The 26,165-nt window shown below is 38.4% G+C and carries 25 protein-coding genes and 2 riboswitches; of the genes, 5 read left to right on the forward strand and 20 right to left on the reverse strand.

Annotated features, from left to right (window positions below; genetic code table 11):
• Positions 1-13: 13 nt before the first annotated feature.
• The 5 genes from cobJ to U9R83_RS12965 all read right to left on the reverse strand — a co-directional run bounded on the left by cobJ (position 14) and on the right by U9R83_RS12965 (position 5,680).
• Positions 14-1,636, reverse strand: coding sequence for a precorrin-3B C(17)-methyltransferase (cobJ, locus tag U9R83_RS12945; RefSeq protein ID WP_042992096.1), 1,623 nt, complete (start codon positions 1,634-1,636; stop codon positions 14-16).
• Between the two features lie 13 nt (positions 1,637-1,649).
• Positions 1,650-2,030: a (2Fe-2S) ferredoxin domain-containing protein gene (locus U9R83_RS12950; RefSeq protein WP_028413115.1), complete on the reverse strand. Its 381-nt coding sequence runs from the start codon at positions 2,028-2,030 to the stop codon at positions 1,650-1,652.
• Positions 2,031-2,130: 100 nt separating this feature from the next.
• Positions 2,131-2,310: riboswitch (cobalamin riboswitch) on the reverse strand.
• 118 nt (positions 2,311-2,428) lie between these two features.
• Positions 2,429-2,607: riboswitch (cobalamin riboswitch) on the reverse strand.
• A gap of 145 nt (positions 2,608-2,752) precedes the next feature.
• Entirely contained in the window at positions 2,753-2,911 is a 159-nt protein-coding gene (locus U9R83_RS12955; RefSeq protein WP_014459832.1) for a hypothetical protein, read from the reverse strand.
• A 352-nt stretch (positions 2,912-3,263) separates the two neighbouring features.
• Positions 3,264-4,301 (reverse strand): M42 family metallopeptidase, encoded by a 1,038-nt coding sequence (locus U9R83_RS12960; protein WP_042992095.1) that lies wholly within the window; start codon positions 4,299-4,301, stop codon positions 3,264-3,266.
• Positions 4,302-4,408: 107 nt separating this feature from the next.
• Positions 4,409-5,680 (reverse strand): cation:dicarboxylate symporter family transporter, encoded by a 1,272-nt coding sequence (locus tag U9R83_RS12965; RefSeq protein ID WP_014459829.1) that lies wholly within the window; start codon positions 5,678-5,680, stop codon positions 4,409-4,411.
• A 386-nt stretch (positions 5,681-6,066) separates the two neighbouring features.
• On the opposite strand from U9R83_RS12965, the gene brnQ reads away from it, so the two are divergent.
• Entirely contained in the window at positions 6,067-7,422 is a 1,356-nt protein-coding gene (gene brnQ / locus U9R83_RS12970) for a branched-chain amino acid transport system II carrier protein (RefSeq protein WP_099331067.1), read from the forward strand.
• A gap of 39 nt (positions 7,423-7,461) precedes the next feature.
• Here the strand turns inward: brnQ and U9R83_RS12975 are convergent, their stop codons facing one another.
• The 4 genes from U9R83_RS12975 to U9R83_RS12990 all read right to left on the reverse strand — a co-directional run bounded on the left by U9R83_RS12975 (position 7,462) and on the right by U9R83_RS12990 (position 9,936).
• Entirely contained in the window at positions 7,462-7,665 is a 204-nt protein-coding gene (locus U9R83_RS12975) for a hypothetical protein (RefSeq protein WP_243549413.1), read from the reverse strand.
• 244 nt (positions 7,666-7,909) lie between these two features.
• Entirely contained in the window at positions 7,910-8,107 is a 198-nt protein-coding gene (locus U9R83_RS12980; RefSeq protein WP_013057324.1) for an IDEAL domain-containing protein, read from the reverse strand.
• Positions 8,108-8,239: 132 nt separating this feature from the next.
• A complete protein-coding gene (locus tag U9R83_RS12985) occupies positions 8,240-9,523 on the reverse strand; it encodes an ammonium transporter (protein ID WP_116740512.1) in 1,284 nt (427 codons plus the stop codon).
• A complete protein-coding gene (locus U9R83_RS12990; RefSeq protein ID WP_140450947.1) occupies positions 9,520-9,936 on the reverse strand; it encodes a hypothetical protein in 417 nt (138 codons plus the stop codon). Before U9R83_RS12990 ends, U9R83_RS12985 begins: the two co-directional genes overlap by 4 nt.
• Before the next feature lie 429 nt (positions 9,937-10,365).
• Here U9R83_RS12990 and U9R83_RS12995 point away from each other — a divergent pair, with 429 nt between their 5' ends.
• Together U9R83_RS12995 and U9R83_RS13000 are read left to right on the forward strand one after the other, a co-directional pair.
• Entirely contained in the window at positions 10,366-10,818 is a 453-nt protein-coding gene (locus U9R83_RS12995) for a DUF1641 domain-containing protein (RefSeq protein WP_013057327.1), read from the forward strand.
• A 33-nt stretch (positions 10,819-10,851) separates the two neighbouring features.
• Positions 10,852-12,030 carry an NAD(P)/FAD-dependent oxidoreductase gene (locus tag U9R83_RS13000; protein ID WP_013057328.1) on the forward strand — a complete coding sequence of 393 codons (1,179 nt, stop codon included), beginning with the start codon at positions 10,852-10,854 and terminating at the stop codon, positions 12,028-12,030.
• Between the two features lie 45 nt (positions 12,031-12,075).
• On the opposite strand, the gene U9R83_RS13005 is transcribed toward U9R83_RS13000, so the two are convergent.
• The 4 genes from U9R83_RS13005 to U9R83_RS13020 form a co-directional block, all read right to left on the reverse strand.
• Complete coding sequence (locus tag U9R83_RS13005) at positions 12,076-13,032, reverse strand: AEC family transporter (RefSeq protein WP_014459824.1); 957 nt, start codon at positions 13,030-13,032, stop codon at positions 12,076-12,078.
• A 12-nt stretch (positions 13,033-13,044) separates the two neighbouring features.
• Entirely contained in the window at positions 13,045-14,748 is a 1,704-nt protein-coding gene (locus U9R83_RS13010) for an NAD-dependent malic enzyme (protein WP_042992092.1), read from the reverse strand.
• A 207-nt stretch (positions 14,749-14,955) separates the two neighbouring features.
• Positions 14,956-16,407: a M20 family metallopeptidase gene (locus U9R83_RS13015; RefSeq protein WP_140450948.1), complete on the reverse strand. Its 1,452-nt coding sequence runs from the start codon at positions 16,405-16,407 to the stop codon at positions 14,956-14,958.
• A 23-nt stretch (positions 16,408-16,430) separates the two neighbouring features.
• Entirely contained in the window at positions 16,431-17,654 is a 1,224-nt protein-coding gene (locus U9R83_RS13020) for an MFS transporter (protein WP_014459821.1), read from the reverse strand.
• A 169-nt stretch (positions 17,655-17,823) separates the two neighbouring features.
• Between U9R83_RS13020 and U9R83_RS13025 the strand changes: the two genes are divergently transcribed.
• Positions 17,824-19,902 carry a helix-turn-helix domain-containing protein gene (locus tag U9R83_RS13025; protein WP_140450949.1) on the forward strand — a complete coding sequence of 693 codons (2,079 nt, stop codon included), beginning with the start codon at positions 17,824-17,826 and terminating at the stop codon, positions 19,900-19,902.
• A gap of 17 nt (positions 19,903-19,919) precedes the next feature.
• Here U9R83_RS13025 and U9R83_RS13030 read toward each other — a convergent pair whose 3' ends face one another.
• From U9R83_RS13030 to U9R83_RS13045, 4 genes are read right to left on the reverse strand one after another with little or no spacing between them, the layout of a single operon-like run.
• Entirely contained in the window at positions 19,920-20,390 is a 471-nt protein-coding gene (locus tag U9R83_RS13030; RefSeq protein ID WP_028413105.1) for a pyridoxamine 5'-phosphate oxidase family protein, read from the reverse strand.
• Between the two features lie 18 nt (positions 20,391-20,408).
• Positions 20,409-20,636, reverse strand: coding sequence for a non-oxidative hydroxyarylic acid decarboxylases subunit D (locus U9R83_RS13035; protein WP_014459818.1), 228 nt, complete (start codon positions 20,634-20,636; stop codon positions 20,409-20,411).
• A gap of 16 nt (positions 20,637-20,652) precedes the next feature.
• Complete coding sequence (locus U9R83_RS13040; protein WP_014459817.1) at positions 20,653-22,074, reverse strand: non-oxidative hydroxyarylic acid decarboxylases subunit C; 1,422 nt, start codon at positions 22,072-22,074, stop codon at positions 20,653-20,655.
• 2 nt (positions 22,075-22,076) lie between these two features.
• Positions 22,077-22,658: a non-oxidative hydroxyarylic acid decarboxylases subunit B gene (locus U9R83_RS13045; RefSeq protein WP_014459816.1), complete on the reverse strand. Its 582-nt coding sequence runs from the start codon at positions 22,656-22,658 to the stop codon at positions 22,077-22,079.
• A 113-nt stretch (positions 22,659-22,771) separates the two neighbouring features.
• Here U9R83_RS13045 and U9R83_RS13050 point away from each other — a divergent pair, with 113 nt between their 5' ends.
• Complete coding sequence (locus U9R83_RS13050; protein ID WP_014459815.1) at positions 22,772-23,641, forward strand: LysR family transcriptional regulator; 870 nt, start codon at positions 22,772-22,774, stop codon at positions 23,639-23,641.
• A 72-nt stretch (positions 23,642-23,713) separates the two neighbouring features.
• On the opposite strand, the gene U9R83_RS13055 is transcribed toward U9R83_RS13050, so the two are convergent.
• The 3 genes from U9R83_RS13055 to U9R83_RS13065 all read right to left on the reverse strand — a co-directional run bounded on the left by U9R83_RS13055 (position 23,714) and on the right by U9R83_RS13065 (position 26,163).
• Positions 23,714-24,670: an AEC family transporter gene (locus tag U9R83_RS13055; RefSeq protein ID WP_028408284.1), complete on the reverse strand. Its 957-nt coding sequence runs from the start codon at positions 24,668-24,670 to the stop codon at positions 23,714-23,716.
• A 707-nt stretch (positions 24,671-25,377) separates the two neighbouring features.
• Positions 25,378-25,782 carry a YkvA family protein gene (locus U9R83_RS13060; protein WP_063247858.1) on the reverse strand — a complete coding sequence of 135 codons (405 nt, stop codon included), beginning with the start codon at positions 25,780-25,782 and terminating at the stop codon, positions 25,378-25,380.
• A gap of 99 nt (positions 25,783-25,881) precedes the next feature.
• The gene (locus U9R83_RS13065; RefSeq protein WP_014459812.1) at positions 25,882-26,163 is read right to left on the reverse strand and encodes a hypothetical protein; all 282 of its coding nucleotides are present in this window, start codon (positions 26,161-26,163) and stop codon (positions 25,882-25,884) included.
• Between the last annotated feature and the right edge of the window lie 2 nt (positions 26,164-26,165).

Genomic DNA, 26,165 nt, shown 5'->3' on the forward strand with positions numbered 1-26,165 from the left:
GCCCTCCCATTTCTTAATCTCCACAAGGAGCTGGTTCTACTTTTATTTTTGGTGTTATATCCTGATAATCGAATCCATAAACGTTCTTCACACGCTTAAAGAATTTGTGAAACCGCTCATTAGGATGACCTTTTTCTTTATATTCACGGACAATGTTATCAACTATTTCAACAATGTCATCAGGCGCTATGCCTTCCGCCACAATTTGACCTGAATGCGCGTTGCGCCCAACCGTTTTAGCTCCTAAAAATAAGTCAAACGCACCTTTTCTATAGACAATGCCGATATCTTCTTGAACAGCACCGTAACAGGCCATACCGCATCCATTAATACCAAGCTTCAGCTCTTTTGGCATGTCCATTCCGCCGAGGCGCTTTTGTAATTCTTCCGTATGTGGGATGGCGTCGCTTTTTTCTCCATCACAAAAATCACACGCTTTAATTGTAAACACGTCTCCGACCGGAGATAATAAAAAGGAAGCTGCTTGAAGTTTTTCAATGATCACATCTGGATGAGCCGTTGGAATTTGCAATTTAATTTGATGATCAGGCGTATACTCCATCGTACCTTTTTCACCAACAACTTCTGCTAGTGTTGTCATTTGAACGGGCGTAAACTTCTTATTCGCAAGCCCTGGACTAACCGCCACTTCAAAAATAGACTCTATTGGCTGATGTACGACCGGAGAAGTAGTTTCACCTAAAATTGCTTGAAGCGCTTCTTCTGCAAGAGCTCGTGAAGCTGTTTTTTCTTCTTTTTTATTCTGAACAGCTTCAATAGCTGAAGCCGTTTGCTGTACAGTCTCCTCTTGATCAAGAGCCCATGGTTCTGCTTCTTTTCGAAGTCGCTGATGCGGTCTTAGCGGCTGTTCCGTTTGATTGAGGGTATATTTCCGCTGATACCCTCGCGGTGTAATCATCAAATCGTCATAAAAGAACGTAGATGAATTCCCAACAACAACGGTAGTCAGCATACCTATTTCATGGTTTAACATATCTTTTAAGTTCGTCATTACGACTTCTTCACGGTCACGATAAGCGCTTTTCACAAGGCCAACAGGCGTATCAGGAGAACGGTACTTTAATAGAATCCTCTGCGCTTCCACAATTTGTCTTGTTCTTCTTCCGCTTTTCGGATTATAAAAGGCTACTACAAAATCTGCTTGTGCAGCTGCTTCAATTCTTTTTTCAATTAACTCCCAAGGTGTAAGATGATCACTCAAACTAATCGTACAGGCATCATGCATCACGGGCGCCCCAAGGAGAGATGCGCATGAATTAATAGCCGAAATGCCAGGAATTACTTCCAGCTCTACGCCCGTTTCTTTTTTCCATCCTTTTTCGATCAACACTTCATACACAAGGCCGGCCATTCCGTATACTCCTGCATCTCCGCTTGAAATGACCGCCACTGTTTTCCCCGCTTCAGCTTGCTTTACAGCTTCTTGTGCACGGCTTACTTCTTCGGTCATTCCTGTACTAATAATTTGTTGATTCGTTAACAGTCCTTGAATTAATTCCACATAGGTTTTATAACCAATGATCATATCACTTTCTTGAATGGCTTCTCTTGCTCGCTGTGTGATATGCTCAAAGCTTCCTGGACCGAATCCAATAACTAGTAGTTTACCTTTCATGCTAGCTCCTCCTTTATGCGTTACTTTTTACTTTGTCAATTCCTTCTATGGAGTCACTGTTTTCTGGAGAAACGAAACCATTTTGATCATATTCATAAATAAGCGATTCCTTTATACTGCAGCCCCCTGCTAAATGCTCTTCAACAATTCGATGAGCTACGTTTTCAGTGACCTGCTTGTACCAATCTCCTGAAGGGTACACGATAGCTACAGGAGCATCTTTGCATCTTCCGTTACAGCGCGTGCGGGTTGTATGAACCGCTTCATCTAGATTCAGTTCGGTCACTTTATTTCGAATAGCCTGCGTGGCTTCTTCTCCACCTTTTCTCATACAGCTGCTTCCATTACAAATCAATACGTGATGCTTTGTTGCATTCAAGTTCCAAGTCGTCACACTCATTCTCTCCTTTACTAAAAAAACGCCTCTATCAATGATAGAGGCGCAGAAAATTCAAACTAAGTTTTTGCACTTCCACCTATATCCCGTAGGGTAAGCTTCGCATTAGAAAAAGGCTGGTTTCCTGACTTCGATTCATTACTTGATTGCGCCTTCCCGAATACAGTGGCATATGCAATCAGCTCCTCTTCACAGTGGCGGGTACCGCGCTGGCTTCACACCAGACTTCCCATTTAACGCAATGTGGTCATTGCGCACCTTTTTTGCACGATATGTAGTTTTAGGATATGAGAAAAACCCGCTTCGCTAATATGCGAGCGGGTAAAACGTCAGAATAAGAGTGTACACGAATGCCACTTTAAGCCAACGTTTCCCTTCCCGCTCCCCGGAGAAATAGAAACTTCACAATAAAGACAGGTCTCCTGACTTGTGTATCATTCTACTTGAGAACCTTCCCGTGATTTTTTCACAGTGGTTATACTCGTTCGTCCACACTTACAGTTGCGGGGGCAGTACTGGTCTTACACCAGTTTCCCTATTAAGCCTTCTTGGCATCTTTACTGTTGCTGTTTGATATATATGAACCTTTTAAACTATCAGAATAATAGAAGTAACTACCATATCATAGCGTACATTTTTTTTTATTTCAACTCTATTCTTTTCGTAAGATACAAGAAGCTATAAAAAAACAAGAGCATAAAGTCAGCTCTTGTTTTTCATTATATAGCTACTAATGTTAAATGAGGATCATTATAATACACGACTTCTGAAAGAACTTTACAGCCATTTGTTTTTGCAAAAGCTTCTCTCGCCTGCGTTTCAGTTTCAAATTCAAACATTTTCATTTCTTTTCCAGCATACACCGTCAGTACCCACATGAAAAGATTCGCCTCCGATTATTGTAGTGATCGCTATATCCACATTATGACGAAAGCATTTCCTTTTGAAAACCCATTCTACAAAACTTGTCACAAGAAACTTTTAAAAATTTAAAAACATTTTAACTTCTGTAAATGAACAAAATGTACAAAAGGTTGAAGTAGTATTATACCTCTTTAAAAAAGGTGCTTTTTTACCAACTGTTGCTTCACCAGTAAAAAAATATATAGTATTTATTAAAAAAAGAAGCCGGACAGTCGGCTTCTTTTTTAGGAAAGGAAAGTACAGACATCACAGTCCCGTCCCGCTCTTTGTTCTGCATAAAAAATACACTAATTAAATATTCCTTTCTTAAAGCAGAACCATGTTTGACTGCACATAGTGGTGAAGAAGCTTATACGTATGGTTCAATGAATCTTGATGCGTTCTCTCAAACGCATGAGAAGAATCAATTCCTGGACCAATTAAGCCGTGTACGATGTCATGCCCCGCACGAATAGCAGCAGAAGCATCTGATCCGTAAAACGGATAAATATCTAATTTATACTGAATATCATGCTGCTTAGCTAGCTCCACCAAATGCTTTCTCAAACCGTAATGATACGGTCCGCTTGAATCTTTTACACAAATAGACACGGTGTATTCATCAGTAGATTGTCCATCTCCCATAGCACCCATATCAACCGCTAAGTATTCTACCGTTTGAGGCGTAATGTTTGAATTCCCTCCGTATCCAATTTCTTCATTATTTGAAATGAGAAAATGCGTAGTGTATGGCAGTTCGATCTGTTCTTCTTGAATTGTTTTCATGAGCTGAAGCAATAAAGCTACGCTTGCTTTATCATCGAGATGACGAGATTTAATAAAACCGCTTTTGGTTATTTCTACACGAGGATCAAACGAAACAAAGTCGCCGACTTCAATTCCAAGGCTGCGAATATCTTCTGCGCTATGTACTTTTTCATCCAATCGAATTTCTATATTTTCTTGATTTCGCTCAGCTTTCCCTGCATCTTTATACACATGAACAGATGTTTGATGCATAAGGATGGTTCCTGTAAATACTTCTCCTGATGAAGTTTCAATTTCACAATATTCTCCTTCAATAGAATTGTAGCGAAACCCTCCAATCAGGTCGATTTTCAGACGTCCACTAGGTTTGATTTCTTTTACCATAGCACCTAATGTATCGACATGAGCCGTCAGCATGCGGTGATGATCTGTATCTTTACCGGGAATAGTAGCGACTAAGCCTCCTTTTCGATTGCGATACGTTTGAATATTTAGCTCTTTTACATAGTCTTCGACAAATGAAATCACCTTTTCTGTATTTCCAGAAGGACTGGGAATCGAAACAAGCTTTTTAATTAACTGAACAGTTTCCGTCATTATGACACTTCCTTTGTCTCTCATTTCTTTTATTTTACCATATGTTTCAAAAAAGATAACACGCAGCTCCAAACAAAAAAGCCGGGCAGCTGCCCGGCTTTTTTGTTTTAAGCTATGTTTGATTTCTTTAATTCATTTGTATAATTTAATGATTTTTGCTTATCAAACTCGCCTTCAGACTTGGACATTACAATTGCAGCTAGAGCATTTCCTACTACGTTAACTGTGGTACGCATCATATCAAGAATGCGGTCAATTCCTGCAATAAATGCCATGCCTTCAAGAGGGAAGCCCATAGATTCAAGCGTAGCAAGTACAACTACAAACGATGCCCCTGGTACACCAGCCATTCCTTTTGAGGTTAACATTAGCACAAGAAGGAGCTGAATTTGATCCATAATGGAAAGGTCAATGCCGTACATTTGAGCAATAAACAGCGATGCCAGCGCCTGATAAATGGTTGAACCATCTAAGTTAAACGTGTAGCCTGTTGGAATAACAAACGATGTAACCGATTTAGAACAACCGAAGTCTTCCATCTTTTTGATAAGAGATGGTAAAACGGCTTCTGAACTTGCCGTTGTAAAAGCAAGAAGCAGCTCGTCTTTTAACACTTTTATCAGCGTAAACATGCTTGTTCCAGCCATTTTAGCGATAATTCCAAGAACCACAAGCACAAAGAAAATCATGGTGAAGTAAACGGCGAACACTAATTTTCCTAATGGAATAAGTGATCCGACACCAAACTTTATAATATTAACACCAATAAGTGCAAATACACCTACTGGAGCAAATTTCATCACCAAATTAGTTACCCAAAACATTGCATCCAAGACGCCTTCAAAAAAGGCTAAAACAGGTTTTCCTCTCTCTCCAATCGAAGCTACGCCTACACCAAACAGTACGGAAAATAAAATGATTGGTAAAAGATCGCCTTCTGCTACCGACTGAAAGACGTTTGTCGGAACAATATGAAGAAGCTCCTGAGCAATCCCTGTACTTTCAGACGTTTTTGCCGTTGCCTCATATTGAGAAATATCGCTTTTTTCAATATGTCCCATATCAACCCCTGCACCAGGATGGAATAAGTTCGCGGCAATAATCCCCACTACAATCGCAATGGTTGTAACAATTTCAAAATAAAGAATTGTTTTTCCGCCAAGCTTACCTAATTTTTTGATATCGCCTACTCCTGCGACCGCTACGATTAATGCTGAAATCACGATCGGTACGACAATCATCTTAATTAAATGAATAAATATGTCTCCAACCGGCTGTAAAATAGAAATGGCTGTATCGCTTCCGTAAAAGATAGCACCTACAGCTACGCCTAAAATCAGTCCAATTAGAATCTGAGTTGCTAGACCTAACCTTTTCACTTTCTTGCTCCTTTCGCACAGTTGACTTTCATCCATCGAGCATATGCGGTTCCGCGAACCGTGTATAAATATACATCCTTACAGCACCTTATGTAAACAGTTCTTTACTAAAAGGATGTAAGGCCGCACATGCGAATTTTTAAAAGCCACGGTTCTGTTTTATCATATCAAATAATTGTTGTATATTGAGATTTTTTTGCTAAGTATTTTTCTATTTTTGCTATTTCAGCGAATTAATTAAAAAAATAAAATTTTATATTGAAATATGCATTTTAGGTTAGTATAATACGATACATGTTTATTTTTATTATTCGAATATAAAATTCTGAAAATTTTAATTATTCAACACGATAATAAAAAGCATTTATAATTTTGGAGGTTTTAATGTGTCAAACAAAGTTCCTTTTTCATTTATAGTGGTTATTGGCTTCATGCTTTTTGCCCTATTCTTCGGCGCAGGTAATTTAATTTTCCCTGCAATGTTAGGTCAGTCTGCTGGAAGCAATATTTGGTCAGCAAATGCTGGATTTTTAGTAACGGGTGTAGGTCTACCTCTTCTAGGTGTTCTCGCATTTGGTTTTTCCGGAAAAGAGGATCTGCAGTCTTTAGCTAGTCGTGTACACCCAGCTTTCGGTATTATCTTTACTACAATTTTATACTTGGCAATTGGACCGCTTTTTGCAATGCCAAGAACGGGAAGTGTTTCGTTTGAAATTGGCGTTAAGCCTTTTTTATCAGAAAATTCAGGTCACCTTCCCCTTATCATTTTCACGGTAATTTTCTTTACTATTACGTGCTTTTTTTCGCTAAATCCTGCGAAAATTGTCGATTTAGTAGGAAAAGTTTTAACACCTATTAAATTAACGTTTATTGGAATATTGGTAGTTGTAGCCGTTGTGAACCCAATTGGAAAATTTGAAGCACCAAGCGAAGCTTATACAACGCACGCATTCTTTAAAGGCTTCCAAGAAGGTTATTTAACAATGGATACACTAGCATCATTTGTTTTTGGAATTATTATCATTAATGCAATCAAAGAAAAAGGAGCAAAAACCAATCGACAAATTATCGCAATTTGTGCAAAAGCTACGGCTATCGCTGCCGTTATTTTAGCTCTTATTTATAGCGCATTGTCCTATATGGGTGCTTCAAGCGTATCAGAGCTTGGACGTCTTGATAACGGAGGTACGGTTTTGGCTGAAGTATCGAATTACTACTTTGGCTCTTACGGAGGAATTCTTTTAGGTCTGATGATTACCGTTGCTTGTTTAACGACAAGTGTAGGCCTTGTAACATCTTGTTCATCTTTTTTCCATAAGTTGTTTCCAAAGGTCTCTTATAAGTTGATTGCTGTCATTTTATCAGCATTCAGCGCGGTTGTAGCAAACTTTGGCTTAACGGAATTAATCGCTATTTCAGTTCCAGTCTTAACAGCTATTTATCCGTTAGCTATAGTGTTAATTGCTTTGACATTCTTACATCCTTTATTTAAAGGACGTTCAGAAGTTTACCAAGTAAGCCTTCTTTTCACGTTTATCGTTAGTTTGTTTGATGGCTTAAATGCTGCTGGATTCAAAATCGCGGCAGTAAACGATCTGTTTACATCGATTCTACCTATGTATGGAGTGGGTCTCGGCTGGGTAGTTCCTGCTATTGTAGGAGGATTAATCGGTCTTGGCATTACCTTCCTTCGTACAAATGATAATACGAACAGAAACACTTCAAGAAAATTGATTAAATAAAAAGAGGATGCATTTGCATCCTCTTTTTATTGTGGCGTTTTATAAATAAGGAGTTTTTTTCTCCGTTAACTTCACTTCTTCCTTTAACACACGTTTTTCATATAGATATTTATCCGTTCGTTGAAAATGATGTTTATCAGCTTTTTCTTCTTCAGATGTGGTCAGAAGCACTCGACTATTAGAAGCATCTGATACTCCAAACGTTTCATTTTGATAAATAGCATACGGAGCTACAAAAAACACTTCTTCAACAGCCTCTCTAGAAACTTCTTTTGTGAAAGTGGTGTCATTGTATGGAATAAATCCATTTGCTGGTGGATAATAGTTATCAAATTTGAACTCTGGAACAGTTTCCCCGTTTCGAGACCCTGTAAACTCATTAAGCGTACATGGAGGTCCATAATTATTACTAATTAATTCCTTTTAGTAGGTCTCAAAAATAAAACACACCATCTATTTTAGATGGTGTGTGAAGTATAGTAAGTAATTAAGAAATTTGTTTAAGTTCTGATGAGAGTTTTAAAAACTCTTCTTTATTTTTCATCAATAGCGTGCGGTCGATTTCTTCTTTTAGCTGTGCTTTACGAAATTCTGCAATCGCCTTGTCTAAAATCATCTCAGCGAATAATGCATCAAGCACCTTTCCGTTGGATTTTTGCGGTGAATTAAGTAAATTCTTTTTCATAAGAAATCAACTCCTTGGCTTTTTTATAATATAACACAAATATTCTGACTTTTCAATCATTTAAACCAAGTATTTTAAATCTATTTTTTTATAACAAAAGGCCGCCCTTTTGTTATAAAGCGCGGCCTTTTATTACGAATCTGCGGCTTTTTCTTTTACTTCCGCATAGTAGTTTTCATATTCAATAAATTCAGGAGCTTGATGAGCTGCCATGATACCGTGGTAGCTGATATCTAAGCCCACTTCTTCTTCTTCTTCCGTAGACCGAAGCGGAACCACCAAGGAAATAACCTTTAACCCTATCCACGTCGTAACAAATCCCCAAGCGCATAGAGCCATTAATCCAAGAAGTTGAACGCCAAGTAACGTCCAGCCCCCTCCTGTAAACACACCGCCGTCTGTAGAAAACAAGCCCACAGCCAACGTGCCCCATATTCCCGAAGCAGCGTGTACAGGAAAAGCTCCTACAGGATCGTCGATTTGACGTGCTTCGAGCCAGTTTGTAGCTGCCATCATTAATAAGCCAGATACAGCTCCAATAAAAATAGCAGATGGTGTGTTAACAAAAGCGCACCCGGCCGTAATGCCAACCAGTCCGGCAAGCGATCCATTTATCACAGAAGGTGCATCTGAACGGTTGTAGCGAAATAAAGTATAAAATAAAGTAGCTGCTCCGCCTGCTGCTGCTGATAACATTGTGACAATAGCAATGTGACCAATTCTAACGTCAGTGGCACTTAGCGTACTTCCTGCATTAAACCCGAACCATCCAAACCATAATAAAAAAGCACCAACTGAGGCAAGCGGCAAATTGCTTGGAAGAGAAACGGAACTAATTCCATTCTGCGTAAATTTCCCTTTTCTTGGTCCAATCATTATTGCAGCTGCTAAAGCTGAAAAACCGCCTAGCGCATGAATAACTGCCGAACCGGCAAAATCAAGCATTCCTAGCTTACTAATCCATCCGCCTCCCCAAATCCAGTGGCCGGCTATAGGATAAATAAATGTAGTCATTAAAATGGCATATAAAAGGTATGCACGGAAATTAATTCGTTCTGCTACCGCTCCAGAAACGATCGAGATGACTGCAATCACAAACGCACATTGAAACAGCCAAAACGTTTCAAGCCCAATTGGAATGTCAAGGTGCGATAAATTACCTGAGAGCGCAAAACCGCTTTTACCGACAACTCCACCTAAATCATCTCCGTACATTAATCCAAACCCAATTAAATAGAAACAAAGCGTTCCTATTGTAATATCAGCGAATACTTTCATAATAATATTCACGCTATTTTTATAGCGGACAAACCCTGCCTCTAGCAAGGCAAAGCCGCCTTCCATTAACAAAATCATCGCGGCTGTTAACACAACCCACGTCGTATTTATACCTAAACTTAGTTCATTAACACTCATATCTCCGCGCCTCCACTGCTTTTTAGTCGTTTTATTTCTTGTACAATAGCAGGCGAAAGCGTAATTTCACTTGTTTCTTCATTTTCCGCTTTTATTAATTCAAGAACTTCATGAAGTTCTCGCATTTGTGCTTTAAGGTGATCAATTTTTTTAAAGCGTTCCTTTACGTATACCATATACTCGACCGCTTGATGCTGACTTAAAGGACGCCCGGTAAAAAATTTACGAAACGGTGATAGTGATTGATACCAAGCTTCTTCAGCACGTTTCTTCTCTTCGTATTTACTAATTTTCATTTTTATATCTTCTATTTCTTGTGCTTTAGCTTCTTTTAACTTCATTATAAATTCAATTAGTTTTAATTGAGGCAATGTAATGACCACATTATGATAAAGTTCATCCACTATAACCATGTTATATCTCCTTACATAAGATGTTATATTTAGATTATATGTAGAACACTATAGTAAGTCAATGTAATTTTTTGAAAACTCTTTAAATAGTAAATGCGCCCTATCTTTTTACTACTTATAGAATATTAAGTTCGTATGTGTTGAAATATGACGTTATTTGTTTTATCGTAGGAAGAGGAATTATGTTAGTTCCCTATTTTAATTTTATTTACCTAGGCAATTATTCGCTTTATTTCTTATAAACTTTTATTAAACAAAGGGTTACGAGGTTCTTCACTTATTTTTTCAACGAAATGAGTTGATTTTATCTCGTATTAAAATTAAAATAGAATTATGTGCAAGATTTCACAACTTCACAATGTAGTTTGAAAGTCTAGCAGATAACTAGGAACTACATATGCAACAGTATCCAGCAAAGGAGGACTTTTCATGTCTCAATCAACTATTCAAAAATCAGCTGCAGAGGAAAATGCTGCTGTACAAACAGAAGCGGCAGTTAACAAAGGTCAAGCGGATGTGTTAGATCAATTGTTAAAGCCTGAAGTACAAGAAGCTCTTACTGTTCTTGTAGATAATTTACCAAAATTATCTGAAATGGTAACGGTGCTTACAAAAACTTACGACGTTGCGCAATCATTATTAACTGACGACGTATTAAAAGAAGATCTACTTGGTGGAGTAAAAGAATTTATCGAGCCGGTAGAAGGAACAGTAAAAGGTCTTGCAGCTACTGCAATCGAAGCAAACGATCGTGCAGAAGCAAATGCTTCTAACTCAATCGGTTTATTCGGTTTATTACGCATGCTTAAAGATCCACAAGCTCAAAAACTATTCCGCTTTGCACAAGCGTATTTAGACATTACAAACGAAAAACAAAAATAATTTTCATTAAAAAGTGTGGACGGAGGATCGACTATGTCAAAACATATTTTAATTTTAGGCGGCGGTTACGGTGGTTTATTAACTGCAATGACAGCTCGCCAACACCTAAGTGCGGATGAAGCAAAAATTACAGTAGTGAACCGTTTTGCTACTCACCAAATCATTACAGAATTACACCGTCTAGCTGTAGGCGGCGTTTCTGAACAAGCGGTAGCTTTACCACTTGATAAATTACTTAAAAACTACAACGTTGATTTAAAAATTGCAACGGTAAAAGAAATCTCACCAGATCAACGTGAAGTATCTCTTGAAGATGGTACAAAATTAAGCTACGACTACCTTGTTACAGCTTTAGGTAGTGAAACTGCTTACTTCGGTATCCCTGGTTTAGAAGAGCACAGCTTCGTTCTTAAATCAGTAAATGATGCAAACCGTTTACGTGCACACGTAGAAGCTTGTATCGCTGAATACAGCAAAACAAAAAATAAAGCTGACGGTACAATCGTAGTTGGCGGTGGCGGATTAACAGGTATCGAACTTGTTGGTGAATACGCTGACTTAATGCCAAGCCTATGTCTAAAACACGGTGTTGATCCAAAAGAAATTTCTCTATACTGTGTAGAAGCAGCTCCTACAGTTCTTCCAGGCTTCCCTGCTGAATTAGTAGAGCGCGCTCAATCAAGTTTAACAAAACGTGGCGTTACATTCGTTACTGGTACACCTGTAACAAAAATGGATGCTACAACTGTTGAACTTAAAGACGGCAGCAAAATCGAAACAAAAACAATGGTATGGACTGGCGGAGTTCAAGGTAACTCTGTAGTTGCTAACTCAGGTATCGAAGTAAACCGCGGTCGTGCACTTGTAAATGAATTCTTACAATCTACATCTCATAAAGATGTATTCCTTGCTGGTGACTCAGCGGTTGTAATGGGTCCAGAAGGTCGCCCTTACCCACCTACTGCTCAATTAGCTTGGCAAATGGGTGAAGTTGTAGGCGTGAACTTAGCAGTAGCTATTCGCGGCGGAGCAATGGAATCATTCGTTCCTGTCTTCTCTGGTACACTAGGAAGTCTTGGACGCAAAGATGCAATTGGTACAATCGGCGGAAACAAAACGCAATTAAAAGGTTTACCAGCATCACTTATGAAAGAAGCAAGTAACGTTCGTTACTTATCTCATATCAAAGGATTATTCGCATTAGCTTATTAATCCGTCTTAAAGCGAAAGAGGAATTCTCCTCTTTCGTTTTTTTATTTACATAAGCCAAGAAATAAGAAGCGGCAGCGTAACCAGCGATAAAATAGCACTAATGACAAAAGCAGATGCCGTTTCGTTTTCCAAGCTTTCAAACCTCAAAGCAATCATGGCAGCTACAGCAGACCCAGGAAAAGCTACCAGTAAAATAGCTTTTGTCACTTCATCTGAAGACAGCCCTATCCATACTGCAATTCCGAGCATAACGATCGGTTGAACCGCTACTTTTAAGACAGCGATCCCAAGCGCGCCTTTACTGAAGTTAATTTTTCCAATTCCAATCGTTACTCCTACTGCAAACAAAGCTGCTCCGGATGTGATACTTCCAATTTGATCAAGCATATCCTGTAACAGTTTAGGTGACTGAAAGCCGCAAAGCGTTAAAATCACTCCAATTAACGGGACACATGCCAAAGGCTCAGATAGACCATGCAAAATAGAATGAACCGTTACTTTGAATAAACTTGTTTTCTCTTCCCCTTCTTTTCGTCCCCTTTGGCCAACGGTTCCCAAAATCGTTGCCAGCGGATCTAAAATCGCGTTCACCACGATTCCTGTGATGGCAATTGGAATCGCTACTGCACCTGCACCAAACAAGCCTCCAAGTACCGGAATGCCCATAAAAGCAAACGTTGGCTGAGCTGAGTTTAGAGCAAACATAGAAGAAGAAGTTAGCGTATGCTTCCCTGCATACTTCACGATGAGCAATATAATGAGATAAAACCCGACGATGCCTAAAATCAGCGCAACTAAAAACGGCCATTCATCTATGAGTGTTTTTCTTGGCGTTGTCGTCACACCTACAAATAAGTGTGCAGGAAGCGCAAACTTCGTTACTAATGTGTTAAGCCCCTTAGACGTTTGCTTGTCAAATTTTTTAAAGCGCCCTGCTAAATAACCAAGCAAAATGACAAAAAAGATAGGCGCGAGAATGAGAAAAATTTGACCTATGCTCATTTATCATTCACCTCATTCATTTCTTGCCTTAACAGGTTTATAAACAGGCTGCCATACCGCTTCTTCTACAAGTTTAGTTACATTTTTTTCGGTAACAGTTGCTACGTTAGCTTTTACAGCAGCATCGGCAACTGCCACAGCAACCGCCTTTGATACTTTTTGAAGATCTTTAATATTTGGGAGAAGCGTATCTCCCTTTGTATCTGTTTCTGCTATACGCGCTACTGCATTGGCTGCTTCTGCAAACATAGATTCAGTAAACTTTTGAGCGCGAACCACAATTGCACCTAAACCAAGACCCGGAAACACAAATGCATTATTAGCCTGTCCGATTTCATAAGTATGCCCGTTATATTCAACGGGTTCAAATGGACTTCCCGTTGCAATAAGCGCTTTTCCTTCCGTCCATTTTATAATATTTTCCGGAACAGCTTCAGCAAGTTTAGTTGGGTTGGAAAGCGGCATGATAACGGGGCGCTCTACATGTTTGGCCATTTCTTTAATGATTTCTTCGGTAAAAGCATCCGTGACGCCTGACGTTCCAATTAAAATGGTAGGTTTCACTTGTTTCACAAGCTCCAACAGTGAAATTTTATTTTCATCGTCTTTTTCCCATTCTTTAATCTCTTCATTTTGGCGAACGTAAGGCTGTTGAAAAGGAGCTAAATCTTCCATGTCTTCGGTTAACAGACCCCTGTAATCATATGCCCAAAAACGATCATACGCTTCTTCTTCAGATAGCCCTTCAAGCATCATCGCACTATGAATACGATCGGCATTCCCAATTCCAGCAGATCCTGGTCCAAATACAACAACTCGCTGATCTTTTAAAGGCGTTCCTGTAATACGAACCGCTGTTAAAACGGCTGCAAGAGTAATTACTCCCGTTCCTTGAATATCATCATTAAATGTTAAAATTTTATCGCCATATTCTTTCATAATGTGACGCGCGTTAATATTACCAAGATCCTCCCAATGAAGAAGCGCTTTAGGAAACTTGGCCGTTATTTCTTTTACAAATTGAGCGATAAAACGATTATAGTCTTCTCCTTTTACTCGTTCATGACGATTTCCTAAATACAAAGGATCTTCAAGAAGCTTTTTGTTATTGGTCCCCATGTCAAGAACAACAGGCAGTACGCGGCTTGGGTCAATTCCTGCTGCAGCTGTGTAGACCGCTAACTTTCCCACTGCAATATTTATCCCTCCTACACCCCAGTCCCCAATGCCTAGAATACTTTCTGAATCCGTGACTACAAGCAAATCAATATCTTCGCTGTCGAGCCCTAAATTTTCAATCGCCTCACTTAATCGATCCGCTTCATTTACGGATAAATATAAGCCGTCAGGACGGTGGTATTCATGGCTGTATTCTTGAATGGATTGACCTACAGTAGGCGTGTAAATAATGGGAAGCATTTCACTTAAATGATCGGTTAATAAACGATAAAACAACACGACGTTCCGATTATGTAGATCATTCAACGAATTATTTTTTTGAAGATCATTCGGTGCTTTTTTGAACTGCTCATATGCTCTTTTTGCCTGTTCTTCTAACGTTAAGACCGTCGGAGGAAGAAGCCCCTGCAGATGAAGGTCTTGTCTTTCTTCTTCAGTAAAAGCAGAACCTTTGTTTAAATAAGAAGTGGATAAAACTGATTTTCCTTTTAGTGAAGTTGAAATTGAACCATCTTTTTCTATTTTATATGCTCTCATGTTTTTACCTCTTTTCCTAAACAATTAGATAGGGTTAGGTTCAGCAAAGAGACATATTTTTAACCATTTATTTTTAATAAAAACAAAAAGAGATTGAGACATAACTACATCAATCTAATCTACGTTCACCGTCATATTGAAAAAATCCGAACGATTCATCGTTCGGATTCCCCTTGAACTAACACACTTTTTTCCCAGCCTCATTTTTTATACCACACTATAGTCTTCGTGCTCACTTTCTGAGTAATTAGGTGGCTGTATATGTGAAGGCACAAGACATTCATAGCTTTCCCCTTCTAGCCTATCCTCTAGCTCTTGTTTCGCTTGACTAATCAGCTCTTGATTTTCTATCATTTCAATCGCCGTAGCCGCAATGGCTTTTCCAGCTAACAACATCGCATCGTGAGCATACTCTGTTTTCCCTTGAGCAACAGCTTGCCATGTATGAAACGGCGTAGCATAAGCCCACGTTGCGGTCACGCACTGTGCAGTGGGAACATTCCAGCTAACGTCTGCGACATCGGTTGATCCCGTCATGAAGGAAACATTTTTAGACATAGGAGCAATTTGGTTGAAGACTGGATGATTTGCTAAAGCTCTGTCTAGCAGTGAACCGACTTGTTTTTTTGCTGCTTCTTTGTCTTCAGCGGATGTAGACTCGTAAATAGCTTTGGCGAAAGCCATGTCTTCTTGTTTCACTTCAGCCAAATTTATCTGCATCATTTGCTTATGCATCAGCTGCTCCATTGTTTGATTTGGAATTAGATTAGCACAGGCTCCTTGAATTTCCTGTTCCATTTGTGTTTCAGTCATTAAAGCCGCTCCCTTTGCAATTTTCACAACCCGTTCATAAAGTTCTTTTACTTGAGATGGCTTCGGAGCACGAATTAAGTACATGACTTCCGCTTCTGCTTGAACAACATTAGGAGAAATGCCTCCGCTGTTTGTAATGGCATAGTGTACGCGCGCTTCATCTATCATATGTTCACGCATATAATTCACACCAATATTCATCAACTCTACAGCGTCTAAAGCGCTTCTGCCAAGGTGAGGACTAGCAGCTGCATGACTGCTTCTTCCTTTAAATTTAAAAGTTGCTTGCATAACCGCATTCGATGACGTATGCATGACACCATTAACGGTAGCCGGATGCCACGAAAACGCGATGTCTACATCTTGGAAAAATCCTTCTCGTACCATATACGTCTTTCCGTATCCACTTTCTTCAGCTGGACATCCATAGTATCGAACGGTTCCCGGAACATTTTTTTCTTTTAAGTATTCTTTGACTGCAAGCGCAGCTGCTAGTGAGCCTACGCCAAGTAGGTTATGTCCACACCCATGGCCATTTCCATTTTTTTTGACTGGATCTGCTACTGCACACTTATCTTTTTGACTCAGCCCGGTAAGCGCATCATATTCACCAAGAATAGCGATAATCGGATAACCGTGCCCGTAACTTCCAATAAAACCTGTTTCAAGGTTAGCAATATGTGTACGAAGCGTAAACTCTTCTTTTTCTAACATGTCGCAAATTAGCTGTGCCGACTTATACTCTTCAAACCTCGTTTCTGCATATTCCCATATTTGATCACTGATTTGAGTTAGCTCGTGTCGCTTTTGTTCAATAAGTTGTTCGACTTTTTTGACAATATCCATGAGACACTCTCCTTTTTCCCTCATTATTTAACAGCATTTTGTGCGTTCACTACCACTTTTGCAGGTCGAATCGAAAACAACGAAATAGCACAGACAAGAGCGCAGATAATTAATAAAGCAAACGCTGCATTATACGACCCGCCAAACGATTGTACTAAAAAACCAATAAGCATTGGTGTTAATACGCCGGCTGCTTGAGCCCCTGTATTAATAAAACCATTTGCTGAACCGACCACTGATTCAGGCAACATTTTTAAAGGAGCTGAAGCGATTAAAATCACATTAAATGAAAACAGTAAAGTTACTGCGCTTTGAAAAACGATAAACATGCCTACGCTAGGTGAAATAGCCATTAAGCAAAGAAAAACGCCCATCAGTAAACCAAAAACCGCTGCTATCGTCTTGTCTTTTCCTTCTGGAAGCTTGTCTAAAATAAAGCCGCTAACAAACATTCCTATAATGCCTACAAATGCTGGGATAGCGGAAAGAAAACCGATGTCCGTTAAATTCAAATGTCTTACTTCGGCTAAATATGTAGGCATCCACGACATGAGCCCCCAGTTAATAGCGTAAATACTGAAATATGCAATAAATAAATTCCAAATCATCGGGGTTTTGATAATTTCTTTTAATGTCATCTGCTTAGCAGGAATAGCAGAAGCCTCTCTTTTTTCCCCCTGCTGCTTTTCTTTTAGTAAAAAAACAAACAGAACTGTAATAACAAGCCCGATGGCTCCTATGATATAAAAGATACTTCTCCAGCTTATTGTTTGCATCAACTGCGTCGCTAGAATCGGTGTAACCACGCCCATAATCGTACCTGACGATAACAAAAAGGACATGGCTCTACTGCGTTCTTGCTGAGGAAACCACCCTGCGATTCCTTTCGATGCGGATGGAAAATAACTCCCTTCCCCTAAACCAAATAAAAAGCGAATGATAATAATAGAAGCAAAAGACCAGGCCATTCCAGTAAAAACCGTAAACAAAGACCATAAAAGCACGGCAATTGTAATGACTTTTTTAAATCCAAAGCGGTCTGCTAGCCACCCACCAGGTATTTGCATCAGTGCGTATCCTGCAAAAAAGCTACTTAAGATGATGCCCGTAGAAGAAGCATTAAGGTGTAGATCTTTCGAGATATCTAAAATAGCGTAATTAATAATAAAACGATCTAAGTTTCCAAGCGACCAGCCTAAAAATAATAAAAATAAAATGACGTATTTCCAGTTCGACCTTGCTAGCATAAACGCGCTCATCTCCTTTTTATTCCATTTAATGTAATGTTTTGTAACAAATCGATTCGTTATATAAATATTAAAAAATTCTGACTATTTTTTCAATGTGTATTTCTATATAATAAGAACTATAACTATGTATTTTTTTACATTAAGTAGTCTATAAGGGGTTGTTAACGTGAATGATTTATTAGCTAATATGAAAGGTTATCTTACATCTGTTATCAAAAACAATTCGTATCAAATTTGGGCAAGTGTTGATTCCGCAAATTTCAACATGATTTTTTCCAGTTCCTCATGCTCATCTCTACTTTATGCTCCTCCCACTAGCCTACATAACGGCAGTGATTCCTTTCAAAAGCATATCGCATATGAAGAGTTCGAAGAAATTTACTTATCCTTTCCAAATCGCTATGCGTTTGTCGTTCGCATATTTGCTAAGCATCACTGGACACCACAACAAATCAAACAGCTATCAGCTAACTTTTCTCCTTACGTGCTGCAAAAAAAGCTAGAGCGGCATGAGCACATTTTGAACGTACTTATGAAAAGTATTAAGGAAATTTCACTTTTACAAGACTCTGATTATCTATTAACAAGAATTCTAGAAAATGCTCTTTCAGTTATTTCTGTTGCGGATATGGGCGTGCTGTGGATGTTTGATTCTTCCACTCAATTTCTTTTGCCTCGCGCCTGGTCAGGGGGTCCAAACAGTGAAATTCAAAACATGAAAATGAAAGTTGGGGAAGGAATTATCGGAAAGACATTTCAGCGTAATAAAAGCTATATGTATACGAACTTAGAGGATATATTACGCGATTCTTCTACTATGACTGACGATAATATTCATTATCTTAATCAGTCCTATACGTTTACAAACATTCAATCTATTATTTCTGTCCCAATTTGTATGGAAGAACAAACGGTATGCGTACTCATTATTTATCAAAACGGCACAACCCCTCTTTTAAATGAAGAGGATAAAGAGCTGTTAGAAAGCTTTTCCGATCAAGTATCGATTGCTCTCTTAAACTCAGCGCTTTTTGAAGGTGTTAAAAAACAAAATGAACTTTTAATACGCCGCGATCAAATTCACCGCACATTCATGAATGTTTCACTTCATAGTAACGGAATTGAACCGATACTTACAGAATTGCGCCGAATGGTTACATCTCCTGTGACCATTGTAGATTTTGTTGATAATAAGAGCTATGGCTTTTTAAAATTCCTTGATGTAGACACAAAAACAGCTGAATTTCACACGCGCTTTCTTTTACATACAAAACCTTGCTTTTATACTATTGAGTCAAACAACCAGAAGCACAGCGTCTACATTCAACCTATACACGGCATTGACACGCTCTTAGGGTTAGTTATTCTGCAGGCAAATCAAGGAGACCTTTCCCCTTTAGATCAAGTGGCACTCGAACAAAGCAGCTCTGTTATTGCACTAGAAATGCTGAAAAAACAAACATTAGTCGATTTATTTTACAAGCGAACGCATGAACTATTTAGTGAATACTTAGCATGTTATGACACCACTTTGCTGTATCAAAAAGCAAATGAGTTAAACATTGATACAAAAAAGCATATTCTAGTCGCTCTCATCACCATTCGTTCACAAGCTGATCTGCAGCTCTTAAACTTACATCTTCATCGCCTTGTGTCTGATATCAAATCTGTTTTCACTTCAAAAGCACCGGTCGTATACGGATTTGACACCAAAGTAACCATTGTATTTACGCTTGATCCTTACGAAGAACATCATGCTATTGTCAAACAATTAGAGGATTTACTCTCAAAATGGCGTTACTATAATGAATGTCATGTAAAGATAGGAATTGGAAGTCGCTATTCTCACTTTACCCAAATAGGAAAAAGTTATAGCGAAGCTGAAAAAGCGATTTCTTACCTTTTGTCTCAGCAGCAAGATGGATGCATATTGTATGAGGAAATAGGAATTAACCGATTATTTATTAATCAATCGAAAGAAGAGGTAAAAACCTTTATTGATGAAGTATTCCTCCCTCTTAAAAACAATTATTTGAATGATGAACCTTTAGAACAAACGTTAGAAGCCTACTTCGATAATAATCGCTCTGCTTCACTTACAGCTAAGCAGCTTCATATTCACGTTAATACACTTTATCAGCGCTTAAAGAAAATCGAAGACAAAATGAACATATCATTTACAAATAGTGAGCACCTATTAAAAGTCCAGCTAGCGTGCTATTTGAAAAAATTTCACTACAGCTAAAAAACCGATTCTTATTTTTAAGAATCGGTTTTTTCAGTAGAAAGAACAGCTGCAATTGATTGCTTCCAGCGGCTTAGTACCTGTTTGGAATCATGAAGCTGAAATTGAATTCCTGATGTTAGAACGGCATATTTTGCATAATCTTCTTTAACAGCGGCTACTTCTCCTGTAAATAACTCATAGCCTGATAACACAGGAGCTTCTTTTTTCAGCCAAAATTTAATGTAATAAGCTTTCCCTTCAACAACTAATGTAACGGTTGCCTTATGATTCTGTATCATGTTTTTTGCAGACGTTGTACCTTTCCATACTAACAGCTTGACGCGTGAAGAGCTAATAGCTACCAGCTCTCCTGCGCTAATCATTGCTACATGAGGAAAACCCTCGGATGTCACTGTAGATAGCAACATCGCATCACGCTGTTTTCTTTCTAAGTCTTTTCCATTTAAAAATACGCGCACGGCTTTTGGCAGCTCTGCTTTATTCATTTTACTTACCGCCTTTGCTTAGTAAGATCGGGGTGGCACAGGAGGCACGTGCGTTGCCAGCGGTACGTCTTTTGGATTGACTTTAAATGGTCGAGGGTATTTTTCAGGATTGGTGATGGTCTCAGGTTCAGAAGAACGCCAGGTAAACAAACACACGTCGCATAAATAAATTTCCCAGGCTCCTTCAACTGGTGATTTAGATACTACGTTTGCTTGTTTGGTTTCACATCTTGGACAAGTATGCATGTCGATTCCTCCTTGTTTATTTTTGCATCATATTCGTTAAGATTTTTTCCCATTTTTCAGTTTCAAGTGGTGTATCTAAAGGCTGCGAATAGTGGCCTCTTGTTTCCGGTGCAACTGGTGTTGTAGCATCCAAAATCATTTTATCTGTAATACCAGCCGGCTCAGATCCTGGATCAAGTGGAAGAACTGAAAGATTAGGCACTGTTATAACATCATGTTTTGGGTGCATTTTTGTCGATAGCGCCCACATGACTTGCGGTAAATTAAACGGATCCACATCTTCGTCTACTAAAATAACTAGCTTGCAATATCCTAATCCATGCGGCGTAGTCAATGCCCTCATACCAACCGCCTTAGCAAATCCTCCGTATCGGCTTTTCGTTGAAATAATAGCAACGAGACCGTGAGTATACATCGCATTCACAGCTTCAATCTCTTCAGGATATGCTTCTTTTAGCTGCTGATATAAAGGAACGCTTGTATTGATTCCAATTAAATAATCTGTTTCTGTCCAAGGCATACCGATATATAAACTTTCAAAAATAGGCTCTTTACGATGATATACGCGATTGATTTTGATAACAGGCATGCTTCTGCCACCGGAGTAATGACCTGTAAATTCGCCAAAAGGACCTTCATATTCACGTTCACCGGCTAAAATTTCTCCCTCTAAAATCACTTCTGCTCCCCAAGGTACATCTAAATCAGAAAGCTGAGACTTCACAATTCTGTACGGCTCACCTTGAATAGCTCCTGCCATTTCATACTCTGATTGATCGTAATGAAGCGGCGTAGCAGCTGCTGTGACAATCGCAGGTTCACATCCTAAAGCAATTGATACAGGGAGGTTTTCACCTTTTTCTTCGGCTTGTTTCAAGTGAATGGCAATATCATGCTGTGGCACAGGTTGAATGCCTAGACGGTCTTTCCCTTTGACCTGCATACGATATATACCTACGTTTTGTTTGCCAAAGTTCTCCTTATCATGCTGATCACGAGAAATGACGCACGCTTTATCTAGATAGTAGCCTCCGTCTCCTTGATTCAAGCGGAACAACGGCAAAAGGTCGAATAAGTTAATATCATCTGTGATTTCACACTCATGAAATGGCGCTGTTTCTTCTCTTTTTACTTTGACAGGAAATTTTTCATATCTCCGAGCAAACTCAAAGAACTGTTCTTTTACAGGAGTTGATTTCGGCAGTCCCATCATTAACGCGTGATTTGCCCAGGAACCCATTACGTTTAGGGCTACCTTTGCGCTGTTGTACCCATAAATATTGGTAAATAATAACCCTGGCGTTTGGTCTCCTAAATTACTGATGGCTTGACCTGCTGAACCTAAATCTGGATCAGGCTGTACTTCATCTGTAATCTTCAGCAGCTGCCCTTCTTTATGTAGCGTATTAAGGAAATCTCTAAAGTCTTTATAAGCCATGTTTATTTTCCTCCTTGTGATAAATGTTTAATTCCATTCCATCTTTTTGCCTCAGGAAGCTCAATCCCTAATTGATCTAACGTTCGAACAGCAATATGCGTGACGATATCCTCAATCGTCTCAGGTTTGTTATAAAATGCCGGCATAGGAGGCACAAGGATAGCGCCCATTTTTGAAAGATCCAGCATGTTTTCTAAATGAATTGTATTCAAAGGCGTTTCGCGAGGAAGTAGCACCAGCGGCTTTCTTTCTTTTAACATTACATCTGCCGTTCTCGCTATTAAGTTGTCTGCTAGTCCCATTCGAATAGATGCTAATGTTTTCATACTGCAAGGACTAACAATCATTCCATCTATACGAAAAGAACCGCTCGAAATCTTTGCTGCTTGGTCTTGATATGAATAGCAATAATCTGCTAACGCTTCTACTTGCTGAACGCTATAAGGTGTTTCCAGCTTAATTGTGGCATGAGCCCAAGGCGACATAACTAAATGCGTTTCAACAGAAGTCTTCTTCAAAAGCTCTAAAATTCGAATACCTAGAATAGCTCCCGTGGCTCCTGTGATTCCTACAGCTATTTTCATTTCTTTTCCTCCTCTCTGCTTTGGTTACACATTTAACTTTACACTCATTTTCCATACAATTAAAATATTGATAAAGTATATAATAATACCTTTAAAGTATGGAGTTGAATACAGTGGAATTAAGACAGCTGCATTATTTTATCGTCATAGCTGAAGAATTAAATGTAACTAAAGCAGCAAAGCGCCTGCATATGGCTCAGCCTCCTTTAAGCAGACAGCTAAAACAGCTCGAAAATGAGCTGGGCCTTTTGCTTTTTGAACGAAACAATAATAAGCGCTTATTGTTAACGGCAGAGGGAAAGCTTTTTTTAAAACGAGCGAAAGAAATTGTGCAAAGGGTCGAAAAATCAGTATTAGAAGTACAGGAATGTAAAAACGTAACAAATGAAAAGCTTGAAGTCGGATGTACAATCTACTGTGCATCTACGGTTCTAGATAAGCTAACTCTTATCCAAAAACAGTATCCAAACAGCACTTTTAATATCTATGAAAACGAACCAGCTCATTTAAATGAATTATTAACAGAAGGGAAAATTGATGTAGCGGTCACCACTACAGACTTACCTTATCAACAGGTAAAAACAAAAACACTTGCACCAGATGTTTTTGTTGTAGCCGTTCCTAAAGAAAGTGATCATGCAGAAGAAAAAATTTCAGTCGCTGAAATTGCTTCTCTCCCTCTTATTCTTCTTCGTTCAAACCGGGAAATAAGCATATATAATCGCATTGTGAAGGAATTTGAAAAGATAGGTGTAATACCCAACATTTTATGCGAATGCCATGATTCAGCGATGCTTCTTAATTTAGTATGTCGTGGCCTTGGTGCTGCCATTGTTCCTTATTCAATGCTTTCCTCTTTTTCGCTAGAACATATTAAAATTCTAAGTATAGAAGATAATCCATTTGTAATAGAACCTTTAGTTACGTGGCGTACGGATAGTTACCTTCCCAAAATCGCCCAAGAATTTTTAAAGCTTTTTTAAATATAAATGCATAAAAAAAGACTTTGCTAAAATAGCAAAGTCTTTTTTTATGTTCTATATTTATATATGTGACTACATTAACCAAGAAATTAACAGTGGTAATGTAACAAGTGACATAATGGCACTAAGTACGAATGCTGAAGCTGTTTCACCAGCTAAGCTGTCAAAGCGAACTGAAATCATCGCTGCTACAGCTGAACCCGGGAACGCTACTAATAATACTAATTTTACGATGTCAGCTGATGATAGGCCCATTGCTGTTGCAATTCCTAACATTACAAGCGGCTGAATAGCAACTTTTAAAATCGCAATACCAAATGCCGCTGGGCTAAATTGAATTTTACGGATACCAATTGTTACCCCAACTGCGAATAGTGCCGCACCAGATGTAATTGAACCAATTTGATCTAAACTGCTTGAAAGTAAATCTGGAGACTGGAACCCACATAATACTAATACTACTGCGATTAACGGAACACAAGCTAATGGTTCAGAAAGACCGTGTAAGATTGATTTAATCGTTACTTTAAATAAGCTTTCTTCTGAATCCCCTTCACTTCTTTCGCGCTGTCCAACCGTACCAATAATAGTTGCTAAAGGATCGAGCATCGCGTTTACTACAATACCCGTAATAGCGATTGGAATTGCTACTACATCCGCGCCAAACAAGCTACCTAATACGGGAATACCCATAAACGCAAACGTTGGCTGCGTAGAGTTTAAAGAGAACATAGACGCGCCTGTTAGTGAGTATTTAAATACATATTTTGCAACAAGTAAGAAAAGAACATAAAATCCAATAATACCAAGAACTAATGCTAGTAAAAAAGGCCATTTTTCAATAAGCGTTTGTTTTGATGTTGTTGTAATACCAACGAATAGATGTGCAGGTAACGCAAATTTTGTTACAAGCGTATTTAACCCTTTAGATGTTGTTGCATCAAACTTTTTAAAATACCCTGCTAAATAACCTAGCAAAATAACAAAAAAGATTGGGGTTAAAATAATAAAGATTTGACTAATTTCCATTTTTGAACACTCCATTGTTTAGATTAGAATCAATCATATAAATTTGCTTTCTTAGAAAGATAATTATCTTCTAAGGCTTGTTTATGGATATTGTTTACGTCAGGCCATTCATCTCCCCTTTTGCTAAACATCTCTACAAATATGAAGTAACGTATAATGGTTCATGAAAACGCATGGACTTTGTTTTTCTGCAATCATTTATTTACTTCGAAACTGTTCATTTAGTTAACATCAAATCACAAAAAACTTGTCATACAATACAGTAACTATACAACCTTAGTAAAAACTTGTCATACAATCATGTTGTTGGCTTACTTAGGCTGAAAAAAAACACCTTCAAATGAAAGATGCTTAATCTTGTGACGAAAGAAAGCTACTTCTGATTGATGAGGAAGAATCTCTAAGAGTTTGAAACTCTTAGTTAAAAAGTTCCATAATTTCACAAAGTTTTTACAAACAACCTTACTTATTTGTATATTGCTTTCTGTGACGAATTTATGAACATGTTTTAACTTAACATTTGTAGGGCAATTATTCAATTACATTGCTTAAAATTTTAATGAAAAAAATATTTTAATCCTGTTTTTTTTACATAAAACGGATTAAAATAGTCATAAAGACCTATATATTATCGGTTAAAAAGAAGATGATTCATCTATCACCTTCTTTTGCTCACTTTATTTAATAATGACATTTCGATCGTAACGTTACTTTATTTTAGCATCAATAATGGAAAAATTGTGTTCTTCTGAAAACCACGTTTTAATTTTTTCTTTTGCCTTAAGTTTAACACCTTCATCAATGTACATGGCAACTTGAATCAATGCAAGCCCTAGAGCTCCTAAATCATCTGTAAACCCAATTCCTGCTGCAAAGTCCGGAATTAAATCTAAAGGAAGAATAAAATAACCCAATGCTCCTATAATAACTGCTTTTGCTTTTGGCGGAATATCAGGCTTTTGCAGCGTGTAGTATAAAAGCAATACGGCATAAACAACGTTTGCCCCTGCTTTTTTACCAAACTTTTTAAGCTTGTCCCAAAATTTTTCTTCCGAATAATATTTGGCTGTTTCCTCTGTACGAACGGGTACAATTTCTTGTTTCTCTTCCATATCGATCACCCTTTCATCACCATATGTACTTATTATAAACGATTATCTTTACCCGATTCCATCGAGAGATGAAACTCCATAAACCTGCACAAAGCAGGCTTATGAATTTTTTAACGAATAATGCTTCATAACGATGTTAACCAAGTCATTCAGCGCTGTTTCACTTTTAGAATGATTTTCAAACTGCTGAATGAGATCCATATGTTCAAGCAGCACTTCGTAATTACCCGTCATCTTTCTAAGAACTTCATATGCGGAACTGTTCAAATCCACTTGTATTTTCAAATCCTCCAGCTGTACTAAATACTCGTTCCAGCGCTGGTCTTGTTCTAGTAGCAGCCATACAATTTCTTTTATCGCCTTCCGCACATTGGACTCCATCT

The sequence above is a fragment of the Priestia sp. LL-8 genome, assembly GCF_036227845.1.
GTDB classification, from domain to species: Bacteria; Bacillota; Bacilli; order Bacillales; family Bacillaceae_H; genus Priestia; species Priestia zanthoxyli.